Origin of the sequence: Mycolicibacterium sp. lyk4-40-TYG-92 (assembly GCF_030209435.1) — a bacterium.
GTDB lineage: Bacteria > Actinomycetota > Actinomycetes > Mycobacteriales > Mycobacteriaceae > Mycobacterium.
The window spans coordinates 94,258-106,036 of sequence record NZ_JARVRX010000007.1; the positions used below are offsets into that span (position 1 = coordinate 94,258).

General features: G+C 66.8%; 12 protein-coding genes. 7 read left to right on the forward strand and 5 right to left on the reverse strand.

The window, feature by feature from the left end:
- The first annotated feature begins 36 nt into the window (after positions 1–36).
- Positions 37–1,221, forward strand: a complete 1,185-nt coding sequence (locus QRN63_RS12725; RefSeq protein WP_267316814.1) for a hypothetical protein — start codon at positions 37–39, stop codon at positions 1,219–1,221.
- Positions 1,222–1,276: 55 nt separating this feature from the next.
- Here the strand turns inward: QRN63_RS12725 and arc are convergent, their stop codons facing one another.
- Positions 1,277–3,109 (reverse strand): proteasome ATPase, encoded by a 1,833-nt coding sequence (gene arc, locus QRN63_RS12730; RefSeq protein WP_410506068.1) that lies wholly within the window; start codon positions 3,107–3,109, stop codon positions 1,277–1,279.
- A gap of 167 nt (positions 3,110–3,276) precedes the next feature.
- Between arc and QRN63_RS12735 the strand changes: the two genes are divergently transcribed.
- Together QRN63_RS12735 and lppK are read left to right on the forward strand one after the other, a co-directional pair.
- Positions 3,277–3,780, forward strand: a complete 504-nt coding sequence (locus QRN63_RS12735) for an MTB12 family secreted protein (protein WP_267316812.1) — start codon at positions 3,277–3,279, stop codon at positions 3,778–3,780.
- A gap of 17 nt (positions 3,781–3,797) precedes the next feature.
- Positions 3,798–4,334, forward strand: a complete 537-nt coding sequence (gene lppK / locus QRN63_RS12740) for a lipoprotein LppK (RefSeq protein ID WP_285031066.1) — start codon at positions 3,798–3,800, stop codon at positions 4,332–4,334.
- 80 nt (positions 4,335–4,414) lie between these two features.
- Here lppK and QRN63_RS12745 read toward each other — a convergent pair whose 3' ends face one another.
- A complete protein-coding gene (locus tag QRN63_RS12745; RefSeq protein WP_064861072.1) occupies positions 4,415–5,242 on the reverse strand; it encodes a tRNA (adenine-N1)-methyltransferase in 828 nt (275 codons plus the stop codon).
- Positions 5,243–5,324: 82 nt separating this feature from the next.
- Between QRN63_RS12745 and QRN63_RS12750 the strand changes: the two genes are divergently transcribed.
- On the forward strand, positions 5,325–6,161 hold the full coding sequence (locus tag QRN63_RS12750; protein WP_267316810.1) for a RecB family exonuclease: 837 nt from the start codon (positions 5,325–5,327) through the stop codon (positions 6,159–6,161).
- On the forward strand, positions 6,158–6,949 hold the full coding sequence (locus QRN63_RS12755) for a thioesterase family protein (RefSeq protein ID WP_267316809.1): 792 nt from the start codon (positions 6,158–6,160) through the stop codon (positions 6,947–6,949). The genes QRN63_RS12750 and QRN63_RS12755 overlap by 4 nt, the downstream gene beginning before the upstream one ends.
- Positions 6,950–6,959: 10 nt before the next feature.
- Here QRN63_RS12755 and QRN63_RS12760 read toward each other — a convergent pair whose 3' ends face one another.
- A complete protein-coding gene (locus QRN63_RS12760; RefSeq protein WP_285031068.1) occupies positions 6,960–7,610 on the reverse strand; it encodes a winged helix-turn-helix transcriptional regulator in 651 nt (216 codons plus the stop codon).
- Positions 7,611–7,671: 61 nt separating this feature from the next.
- Here QRN63_RS12760 and QRN63_RS12765 point away from each other — a divergent pair, with 61 nt between their 5' ends.
- Positions 7,672–9,255, forward strand: a complete 1,584-nt coding sequence (locus QRN63_RS12765; RefSeq protein ID WP_285031069.1) for an MFS transporter — start codon at positions 7,672–7,674, stop codon at positions 9,253–9,255.
- On the opposite strand, the gene QRN63_RS12770 is transcribed toward QRN63_RS12765, so the two are convergent.
- Positions 9,256–9,996 carry a GAF and ANTAR domain-containing protein gene (locus tag QRN63_RS12770; RefSeq protein WP_267316806.1) on the reverse strand — a complete coding sequence of 247 codons (741 nt, stop codon included), beginning with the start codon at positions 9,994–9,996 and terminating at the stop codon, positions 9,256–9,258.
- A 276-nt stretch (positions 9,997–10,272) separates the two neighbouring features.
- Between QRN63_RS12770 and QRN63_RS12775 the strand changes: the two genes are divergently transcribed.
- Positions 10,273–11,046, forward strand: a complete 774-nt coding sequence (locus QRN63_RS12775) for a Hint domain-containing protein (protein WP_285031070.1) — start codon at positions 10,273–10,275, stop codon at positions 11,044–11,046.
- A 30-nt stretch (positions 11,047–11,076) separates the two neighbouring features.
- Here the strand turns inward: QRN63_RS12775 and QRN63_RS12780 are convergent, their stop codons facing one another.
- Entirely contained in the window at positions 11,077–11,757 is a 681-nt protein-coding gene (locus tag QRN63_RS12780) for a hypothetical protein (RefSeq protein ID WP_285031071.1), read from the reverse strand.
- Positions 11,758–11,779 lie beyond the last annotated feature (22 nt).

Consider the following 11,779-nt stretch of genomic DNA (forward strand, 5'->3'; position numbering starts at 1 on the left):
AGACTAGACGGCTGTCGATACGCGACGATTAGCCGCATGACCACATCTGGGCGCGTAGAGCGACGGGACAAGCCATCGCGGAGCGACCGAGTCGCCGCGGAGACGTGGTTTCTACGCCGGGGACTGCCCGCGGTGCTGCGTCCGGGAGCACTCGTGCGACGGCTCTGGCAACGCTCTGCGCCGACGCTGGCCGGGTTCGCGGTGTTCATGGCCAACTCGATCCTCGTCACCGCAGTCACCGGCAAACACACCATCAACATCGAGGGCCAGCCCACCCGGACCGAGTGGTTCGTCCTGGCGTTGCTCCTGCTGGTGGCGCCCGTGGCCGCGCTGGCCGGCTGGCTGGTGTCGCGCATCGCGTCGTGGCGGGGTCGCGCCGCAGCGGCCGCGGTGTCGGTCGCCGTGTGCGCCGTCGGCGCGGTGCTCGGTGGTCCCGGTCCGAAAATCGGCGCCAACCTGATCTACGTCGGTGTGATCGTCGCCGTCATCCTGGTCTGCACCGCGACCGGAATCGGCTCGATCGTGGGCTGGGCCCTGGACACCACGGCACACAGCCTGACACTGGTGGGCAGCCTCTTCGTGCGGGCCCTGCCGATCATGCTGTTGACGGTACTGGTGTTCTTCAACACCTACGTCTGGCTGATGGCGGCGATCGTCAGCCGGGCGCGGCTGTGGTCCGCACTGGGCTTCCTGGCACTGATCGCCGTGGCGTTCGTCATCGCGACCACCATCGACCGGGTCCGGCCGATGCTGACCGCGTCGGCACCTGACGCACCCGAGACCCAGAACGCGGTACTGGCCGACACACCGTTCGTACACCTGCCCACGCCCGAACACCGAATCCCCTTGTCCCGCATCGAACGGGTCAACGTGGTGTTCGTCCTGGCCATGTCGCAGGTGTTGCAGCTGCTGATCGTCGCGCTGGTGACGGCATTCATCTTTCTGGTGCTCGGCCTGATCCTGATCAGTCCCAAGCTGCTGGCGGAATGGACACGCAACAACGGCTCACCGGACGGCTCCATCTTCGGCATGACGCTGCCCATCCCGGAGTCGCTGATCCAGACGACGCTCTTCCTGGGCGCCCTGACCTTCATGTACATCACCGCACGCACGACGACCGATGCCGAGTACCGCGCCGAGTTCGTCGACCCGCAGATCGACAGCCTGCGCCGCCGGCTGGACGCTCGGGACCGCTACCTCGCCGACCTCAGACAAGCGTGAGGACCGTGTCCGCAAATCCGGAGATTTGCGTGCACGGCCCTCACCCTCGACGTGACTACAGGTACTGCCCCAGGTTGGATTCCGTGTCGATCGCGCGACTGGCGCTCGACGACTTGCCGGTGACCAGCGTGCGGATGTAGACGATCCGCTCGCCCTTCTTGCCCGAGATCCGCGCCCAGTCATCGGGATTGGTGGTGTTGGGCAGGTCCTCGTTCTCGGCGAACTCATCGACGATGGAGTCCAGCAGATGCTGCACCCGCAGACCACGCTGCCCGGTTTCCAGCACCGACTTGATCGCGTACTTCTTGGCCCGGTCCACGACGTTCTGGATCATGGCGCCGGAGTTGAAGTCCTTGAAGTACATGACTTCCTTGTCCCCGTTGGCGTAGGTCACCTCGAGGAAGCGGTTGTCGTCGATCTCGGCGTACATCCGGTCCACGATCTTCTCGATCATGGCCTTGATGGTCAGCGCCCGGTCGCCGTTGAACTCGGCCAGGTCGTCGGCGTGCACCGGCAGGTCCTCGGTGAGGTACTTGCTGAAGATGTCCTGCGCGGCTTCGGCGTCCGGCCGCTCGATCTTGATCTTCACGTCCAGGCGGCCGGGCCGCAGGATGGCCGGGTCGATCATGTCCTCGCGGTTGGAGGCGCCGATGACGATGACGTTCTCCAGGCCCTCGACACCGTCGATCTCACTGAGAAGCTGTGGCACCACGGTGGTTTCGACGTCGGAACTGACGCCGGTGCCACGGGTACGGAAGATCGAGTCCATCTCGTCGAAGAACACGATCACCGGGGTGCCTTCGGAGGCCTTCTCACGCGCCCGCTGGAAGATCAGGCGGATGTGCCGCTCGGTCTCGCCGACGAACTTGTTGAGCAGCTCCGGGCCCTTGATGTTCAGGAAGTAGCTCTTCGCTTCCCGGGCGTCATCGCCACGAATCTCGGCCATCTTCTTGGCCAGCGAGTTGGCGACGGCCTTCGCGATGAGCGTCTTGCCGCAACCCGGAGGGCCGTACAGCAGCACGCCCTTCGGCGGCCGCAGTGAGTACTCCTTGTACAGATCCTTGTGCAGGAACGGCAGTTCCACCGCGTCGCGGATCAGCTCGATCTGGCGCGTCAGGCCACCGATGTCACTGTAGGCGACGTCGGGCACCTCTTCGAGGACCAGATCCTCGACCTCGGCCTTGGGAATCCGCTCGAAGGCGTACCCGGCCTTGCTGTCGACCAGCAGCGAGTCGCCCGGCCGCAGCTTGCGGGGCCGCAGATCGTCGTCGTAGTCCTCGAGCACCTCGGCGACCTCAGGGGCCATGAACTCCTGGGCGACCAACGGTTCCGCGAGCCACACGATGCGCTCCTCGTCGGCATGGCCGACGACGAGGGCGCGCTTGCCGTCGTTCAGGATTTCGCGCAGCGTGCTGATCTCGCCGACCGCTTCGAACGAACCCGCCTCGACCACCGTCAGCGCCTCGTTGAGGCGGACGGTCTGGCCCTGCTTGAGCTCGGACACCTCGATGTTCGGCGACACCGACAGCCGCATCTTGCGACCGGAGGTGAAGACGTCGACGGTGTCGTCGTCGTGGGCCAGCAGCAAGACGCCGTAACCGCTGGGCGGCTGCCCCAGCCGATCGACCTCTTCGCGAAGCGCCAGCAACTGCTGCCGCGCCTCTTTGAGGGTGTCCATCAACTTGCCGTTACGGGTCGTCAGCGAATCGATGCGGGCTTCGAGCTGCTGCACGTCCCGCGGTCCGCGATGCGTCGCGGCCGCGTTGGTGAGCTGCTCGCGCAGCGCCGCCGTCTCGCTACGAAGCCGCGCCAACTCGGCGGCATCGGTGCTGGACATGGGGTTCTGACGAGGTATGCCCGGGTTGCCGAAGGCGTCCGGGCGATCCATTTCAGACATCTTGCGCTCCTTTCCCACACCGGAAGTTGGTGCGGCGGATACCTCAACGCTACCGGCGATCTGCCGATCGTGGGCGTCGAAGGAATTGCGACACACGGGTGTCTCTCTGACCGCGCTGTTAATCTCATACGCGAGTCGGGCTCATCGAAAGGACCGCAGTGATCGTCAAATCCCTCGTCACCGGCATCGCAGCCACCGCCCTCGTCGGTGCCGCAGCCGCCGGGACGACCGTGGCTTCGCAGACGGCCATCCCGACCACTGGAACGTCGACGGTCGCGCCGGTCGTCCGCCAGGTGCCGCTGCCCCAGGCGCCCGCGCCGGGCCTGCAGACGTCGCTGGTGTCCACCCTCAACGGGCTGACGGCCGCCGGGAGCTTCGCCGGGTCCAAGGGCAGCTATATCCAGGGCGGTGTCGGACGGCTCGAGGCCATCACCGCCGACCGGGCCTACAGCAACGCCGTGAAGCAGGGCGTGTTTCCCCTGAGCTTCGCCGTTGCCGACATCGATGACCTCGGTGACGGCACCGCGACGGCCAACGTCACTGCCACCGCCGCCACCGGCGCCACCGCCTCGCAGCCGCTGACGTTCGTCGCCGGCCCCAGCCCCACCGGCTGGCAACTGTCCAAGGGGTCGGCCATGGCCCTGCTGTCGTCGGTGAAGTAGGCGCCAGGACCAGCCCGGTGAATCCGACCCGAGGGACCTTGATCGCCGTCGTCGCGGCGGCGATCGGGTTGGCCGGGTGCAGTGAGCACGTCGAGCCGCCCGCCGATCCGATGCCCCGTTCACTGCTGACCACCGACGCCAAGGCGCCCGAGGCGGCGCCGCTGCCGTCTCCCGACGCGATCACCTCGGTGCTGTACAGGATCGCGGACCCCGCGGTGCCGTCAGCACAAAAGATCGGGCTGATCCAATACGGCACCGCCGAAGATCAGGCCGGGCTGGACAGCTTCACCAAGGCGCTGCGCGACAACGGCTTCAATCCGATGAACGTGACGGCGACGGACCTGTTGTGGTCGGCCGGACAGCCGGGCGACATCATCGCCACGATCACCATCAGTTCGGTCGCCGCGCCGGACAACAAGTTCACGTTCCCCATGGAATTCAGTCCCATCCGGGACGCCTGGCAGCTCAACCGGCAAACCGCGAACCTGCTGCTCAAGGTGGGACAGCCCGGCGGTCCGGGCGCCGCGGGCGCTTCGCCGGCGCCCGGCCGCTGAGCTGTCGATGTGGGTCGGGTCGCCGGACGCCCGGAGATCGAGCTGCTTTCCGTGCAGCTCGGCCTCGTCAGCAGCGAGGACTAGATGTTGCGCTTGCGCCGCAGCGGCTGCGGCGTCACCGCCCCCGGCGCGAGGCGGCGTGCACTGATGAGGAATGCGGTGTGGCCCCGCATCGAATGCTGTGGTCGCACCGCGAGTCCGACGACGTCCCAGCCGCGCTGCAGCGATTCCCAGGACCGCGGCTCGGTCCAGCACTGCTGCTCGCGGAGCGCCTCGACCGTCTTCGACAGCTGCGTGACGGTCGCGACGTAGACGATCAGGACGCCGCCGGGGACCAGTGCCTTCGACACTGTCTCCAGCACGTCCCACGGCGCGAGCATGTCGAGCACGACGCGGTCGACCTCTCCACCGTCGTAGTCGTTCAGATCGGCGATCACCAGGTTCCAGTTCTCCGGGCGCTCGCCGAAGAACGTCTCGACGTTGCGCACCGCGTGCACCGCATGGTCGTCACGCACTTCGTAGGACGTCACGGAGCCGCCCGGGCCGACGGCCCGCACCAGCGAACACGTCAGCGCTCCGGAGCCGGCGCCGGCTTCCAAAACCCTTGCGCCCGGGAAGATGTCGCCCTCGTGCACGATCTGCGCGGCGTCCTTCGGGTAGATCACCTGCGCGCCGCGCGGCATCGAGAGGACGTAGTCGATCAGCAGCGGACGCAGCACCAGGAACGGGTCGCCGTTGGTGGATTTCACGACGCTGCCCTCGGGCTGGTCGATCACCGAATCGTGGGCGATGATGCCGCGGTGGGTGTGGAATTCTCCACCCGTCGCCAGCACCATGGTGTAGTGGCGGCCTTTGGCGTCGGTCAGTTGGACGCGGTCGCCGACGGTGAAGGGTCCGGTGATTCTCACCGGGCCAGCCTGCCAGCCGACCCACCCGGGCAGACGGCCGGGGTTCGGCAACTTTGTCGTTGCCCCCACTTAAGCTGCAGGCATGACGACACCCACCGTCCCTGTCCGACGGCCGGCACTGTCGCCGTCACGGGCCGGTGACTTCAAACAGTGCCCGCTGCTCTACCGGTTCCGGGCCATCGACCGGCTGCCGGAGCCGCCGTCGACCGCGCAGTTGCGGGGCTCGGTGGTGCACGCCGCGTTGGAGCAGCTGTACGCACTGCCCGCCACCGACCGCGTGCCCGAGACGGCGCTGTCGCTGGTGACACCGGCGTGGGACGCCGTGGTGGCCGAGAAGCCCGAGCTCGCCGAGGAGATCGCGCCCGAGCTGCGGGAGACGCTGCTCAAAGAAGCACGCGCCCTGCTGTCGGGCTACTACCGCCTCGAGGATCCGACGCGGTTCGACCCGCAGAGCTGCGAACAACGCGTCGAGGTCGAGTTGTCCGACGGCACCCTGCTGCGCGGATTCGTCGACCGGATCGACGTCGCGCCGACCGGCGAGCTCCGCGTGGTCGACTACAAGACCGGGAAGGCCCCGCCGGAAGCCCGGGCACTGGCCGAGTTCAAGGCCATGTTCCAGATGAAGTTCTACGCGGTGGCCCTGCTCCGGCTGCGGGGCGTGGTGCCCGCGCGGCTGCGGCTGCTGTACCTGGCCGACAGTCAGGTGCTGGACTACAGCCCTGATCTGGCCGAGTTGGAAAGGTTCGAGAAGACGCTGATGGCCATCTGGCATGCCATCCAGAAGTCGGGCGAGACCGGTGATTTCCGGCCCAACCCGTCCAAGCTGTGTTCGTGGTGCACGCACCAGGACCTGTGCCCGGCCTTCGGCGGCACTCCCCCGCCGTACCCCGGCTGGCCCGAGAACTTCGGGGTCGCATGATCGACTGTTACTACCGTCGGCTGGACGCCGACGGCGATCTGCAGCGCTTCGAATCGACCGAGGGCACCGGCAGCAACTGGGATGAGAGCATCCAGCACGGGTCGCCGCCGCTGGCATTGCTGACCAAGGCCATCGAAGAGCTGGCCGCCGGCAGCGGTATGCAGGTGGGCCGGCTGACCCTCGACATCCTCGGCGCAATTCCGGTTGCGCCCGTTGCGGTTCGGGCCTGGGTGTCGCGGCCCGGCTCGCGCATCTGCATGATGACCGCGGAGATGACAGCCGCCCAGCGCGACGGTTCCGAACGCGCGGTGGCCCGGATGTCGGCCTGGCTTCTGGCGGTAACCGACACCCGGGACGCGGCCCTGGATCGGTACCCGCCGATGAACCGGGTGCCCGATACCGGCCTCCGGCATTCCTGGCAGGGCCGGCCCGGCTATCTGGAGACCGTCACCTGGGTGCCGCAGCCCGACGACGCCAACGCCTCGGTGGTGTGGATGCGGCCGCTGATCTCACTGGTCGACGACGAGGAACCGACCGACCTGCAGCGGCTGGCGATGGTCGTCGATTCCGCGAATGGTGTTGGCGCAGCGCTGGATCCGGACGAGTTCATGTTCATGAACACCGACACCACGGTGCACCTGCACCGCGCGCCGGTCGGCCCGGAGTTCTGTCTGCGGGCCCGCGGCTCGATCGGGCCCGACGGCCTCGGGTCGACCACGGCCGAGCTGTTCGACGAACGGGGCTTCATCGGGACGTCAGCGCAGACGCTGTTGGTGCAGCGGCGCTGACGAGCCGGGATCACTTCGCGACGTCGACGGCGGATGTGGGCGCGTCGAAGAAGACGCGCAACGCCGCAAGGTCGCCGTCGATGTCGACGAGCGGAGCGACGTCGTCAAGGGCAAGCAGGCCTGCTGCGAGCCCGAGAACGATCTGCGCCTCGGCCGTCAGCACGGCTTCCAGCTTGCGCCCGTCGGGCCAGCCGACGTCGACGCCGGCCTCGGTGGCGCTCAGTTGGACGGTGACACCGTCCACCACGACTCCCACCGCGGTCGACCGCCCGCCGGGTGCACGCCCGGCGAACAGGGCCGGAAGCGCGACGAGAAGCCCGTCAGTGCGGAAGCTGTCCCCTTCGGGACCGCGGATCATCAGCGGCGTCGACCAGCGGATCATGGCGTAGATCGGCTCCCGCAACTGGGCGCCCCAGTCGGTGAGGGCATACGTGATCGCGTTGGCCTCGTCGGACAGACGCCGCGCCACCACACCAGCGGATTCGAGGTCACGGAGCCGCTCGGTCAGGAGGTTCGTCGCGATCCCCGGCAGCCCCTCGCGCAGCTCACCGAAGCGCGCCGGACCGATCAAGAGCTGGCGGACGATCAGCAGATTCCACCTGTCGCCCACCACATCCAACGCCCGGGCGAGTCCGCAGTACTGGCCGTATTCTCGACTCATCATCACCTACTTGCTTTTTTAAAGTTCGCCTGATTATATCAACCATCGAGCGGAGGTTGCCATGACAATCGCAGAACGACAAGACGAGCCGCGTCGCAAGGCGGGCATCTTGGCTGCCGTCTACGTCGCAGTCCTGGCCATCAACCTGGACGTGACGATCGTCAACGTCGCCTTGCCCAGCATCGCGACCCAACTGCACGCCGATACCCGCGGCCTGCAATGGGTCGTCGACGGTTACACCCTGACCTTCGCGGCCCTCGTCTTGGCGGCAGGCAGCCTGTCGGACCGCTACGGTCGCCGCCCCGCGCTACTGATCGGTCTGCTGGGCTTCGCCGTCACCAGTGGGATCGGCGCACTGGCCACCACCACCGGAACGCTCGTCGCGGCGAGGTTCGGGATGGGAGTCTTTGCCGCGCTGATCTTCCCCACCACCTTGTCGATCATCACCAACACGTTCTCGGACCGACGCCAACGCGCCGCGGCACTCGGCGGTTGGGGCGCGGTGGTCGGCGTCGGCGTCGCCGCCGGACCCGTCACCGGAGGCCTTCTGCTGGAACACTTCTCATGGAGCAGCGTGTTCTGGGCGCTCATCCCGTTGGCACTGCTGGCAGCAGGTCTCGGGTCTTTTCTGGTCCCGGAATCACGTGATCCGGGCGTACCGCCACTCGACATCCGGGGGCTGATCACCTCGACCGCACTGCTCGGGGTGCTCGTCTACACCATCATCGAAGCCCCCGCCCGGGGCTGGCACAGCCCCGCAACACTGTTCGGATTTGTTGCTGCCGCAGCGCTGACGCTGGCGTTCGTGACGATCGAGCAGGCAGCAGAACACCCCATGCTCGACGTCAGGTTGTTCACCGACCGCCGCTTCAGCGCCGCCAGCGCATCGGTCGCCGTCACCTTCTTCGCGTTGTCCGGCTTCATCTTTCTGATCACCCAGTACTTTCAGGTGCTGCGAGCGTTCAGCCCGTTCGCGACCGGTGCGCGCATCCTGCCCGTCGCAGGATCGATCGCGATCGGCTCCATCGCCGGCGGACTGCTCGCCCCGCGTATCGGCACCCGCGCCGTGGTGGTCAGCGGGCTGGCGTCCTTCGGCACCGCGATGGCCTGGATTGCCGGCAGCATCGGCACCGACACCCCGTACTGGGCCACTATCGTTGCCCAGATGGTGCTCATGGGCCTGGGCATCGGCCTCGTCTCCACTCCCGCAACCGAATCCATCATGCTTGTGCTGCCACCGGCCCGGGCCGGCATCGGTTCCGCGGTCAACGACGCAACCCGTGAGCTGGGTGCCACATTCGGCGTGGCCATCGTCGGTTCACTCTTTTCTTCGATCTTCAGCGCCCGCCTCGCCGACAGCGCGTTCGCCGTCACCGGAAAAGCCGAAGAGGCCGGCAATTCCGTGCCGACCGCATTCGGGATCGCCACCACGAACCCTGAACTCCTTGCCGCCGTGCAACATTCATTCCTCAGCGGCATCACCACGGCGTGCGCGGTCATCGCCGCGATCTGCTATGCCGCGGCTGCCGCCGGCGTCTTCGCGCTACCCGGCCGACGGTTTCAGCCGCCGGTCACGACGGAGACCGGGGAGGCCCACGCCGCGGACGCGCGCGCGTCGGTGGCTCAACAGGCCAGAGCCCGCTGATCACGGCGATGCGGGACCGTCGGGCCGGAAATATCGAGGGTGCGCGACGATGCGAGCGGCGACGTCAGCCAGCTTGATGTTCATGTCTTGCGACGTTTGCCGGAGCCGGTCGAAGGCTTCGGCGTCGGTGATATCGAACAGCACCATCAGCATGCCGATGGCTTTGCCGATTTCGCGATTCGACTGCAACGCCCGGCGCAGGCCGGCGACCTCCTGGCCGCCCGCGGCGGCACTGACGGCTACCGACGCGAACGATGCCAGGACGACGCCCTGCGCGGCCGAGTTGGTGTCGAAGGCGCCACGCGTGTCCGAGAACAAGTTCAGGGCGCCGACTTTGTGGCCGTCGACCAGCATCCGAAAACCCATCGCACCGCGCACGGGCGTGGAGGCCAGGACACAAGCGGCCAACGATGGCCACTGACTGCGCGACGCCAGGTCGGCATCGATTTGCACGGCTTCGGTTTCGATCGCGTCCAGGCACGGCCCGTCACCAACCGCACATTCGAGCGTGTCCACGTCGGCAGCGACGTGATCGCTCGCCGCGACCGTGGCGTACTTGCCATCTCGGCCACGCATCAACACGCTGGCATGGTCGCAGCCTGTCACCATCAGCGTGGCTGCCACACAAACGGCGCGATAGACCTCGTCGATGCTCGTGCCCTCGTAGATCAGCTGCGCCAGCTCATGGAACGTCGCGAGAGCATCCGGCGTGAAGTTGGCACGCAGGGGGTCGTCGGCCATACGCAACGCTTACCACTACCAGAGGCTCTCCGTGGCCGACCTGCACGCATTGACATCCCGGACGCCGAAGAGCGACCCGAATCGTCGTCGAGCGGTCGAGCCGGCAGATTCGAGAACTCCCGACTCAGAGCGGCGACCGCGTCGGCGCGGTCATTTGCTGTGCGCTAGATCACCGTCGGGTGACATTCGGTTTCGGGACCGGCTGCCGACTACACCTGCAGAACGTGTCCGACATTGCCGACGGATATCAGAACTGGTGTATTCAGGGGAATCGTCGTGGTGAACTTTGTACCGGGTGAGCGGTCATGGTGGAGTCGTACCCGTTGGTGGCGGGTGCCGGCGGCTTTGGTGGTCACCATCATCCTGTCGATCTGCGGGATATTTTGGCTGGCCGGCGTCGATCGTCCACGCTCGGAACAACACGCCGGTCTGTCACTCGCACAGCCTTTCGCCGACACAGCGGCGGTGTCTCCGGCAGCGGTCAACGCGACCGAGCTGCCGGCAGCCCCACTGGCACAGCGGGTTCCGTGCGCCGGTCAATCGTTCAGCCCGGAGACACTGGTTCTGCTGGCTGACGGGACCAAACGTCCCATCGCGGAGCTCAAGGTCGGGGATCGGGTGTGGTCAGTTGACCCGGAAACCGGGCGCACCAGCGGTCAGCTGGTGCAGGCGGTCCTGATCGACCACGACACCGAACTACTCGACGTCACGATCACCAACCCTGCCGATGTCGCGTCGGTGGTGCACACCACCGCCAAGCACCCCTTCTACAGCACGGCACGCGCACACACGGCATCGTCTGAGGTTTCCGAGTTGGCGGCCACCACCGGCACAGCGAGTCGGCCGGGGGCCGAATGGGTTGATGCCAGAGACCTGCGTCCCGGCGATCAATTGGCCACCCCGTTCCGTGACAGCGTGGCGCATGTCGCAGGCAGCACACCGGTCTTCGGCTCGGCCGACATGTGGGATCTCACGATCGCGAACACGCACGCCTTTTACGTCGCCACCCTCACCGCGGCAGTCCTGGTCCACAACTGCCCGATGCGGTAAGCATGATGGATTCGGTTGCCGGCGTGAACCTCAGTAATCATGAGTGGGTTTCAGACCGACCCTGAAGTCGTAGTACGCCTGCGGGCCTTTCGCCCAGGCGGACAGGTACTTGAGTACATCGACCGAAGAGGACATGCCACCACCCTCGCCTGCGGCGATGGCGTCGTCCGCCAACTGTGCCGCCTCATCGGCGCGGCCGGCGGCGATCAGAGCGGTAACCGCGCGGGTCAGCACCCGGTTCGGGGCGATGCCGTCGGCGCGCTGTTCGAGTGCCGACACGTAGTCGCGCACCGTGGGGTACGCGGTGATGAATTCGGTTCGCGCGCAGTCGAATGCGTCGAACACCCGATCCCAATTCGGCTCGTCAGTGGCCGGGAGGTCCAGCGAGCCGTTTTCGATGCGCAGCGGCTGGACCCTGAACGCCCCGTTGACCCGACGATTGATCCGCATCTGCGGACCCATGGCAACATCGGGAAGGAAAGCGTCCCAGAGGATTTCGTCGACGGCCAGCGGCTTGATATCAACGGTCCAGATGACGCGCAGCGTGTCTGAGTCTTTGCCCGGGCGAAATGCCCGCGGATAGCACTGTTCGGTGAGATAGATGTCGTCGAGGATGAACCCGGACCCACCGACGAACCGCATCCCCCGGGCACGGCAGGCCGGTCGCAGCGCATCCTGCCACGCCTGCTCCACCGTTGAACGTTTCGCCATGCTTCCCCCATGCCGGCGCAGT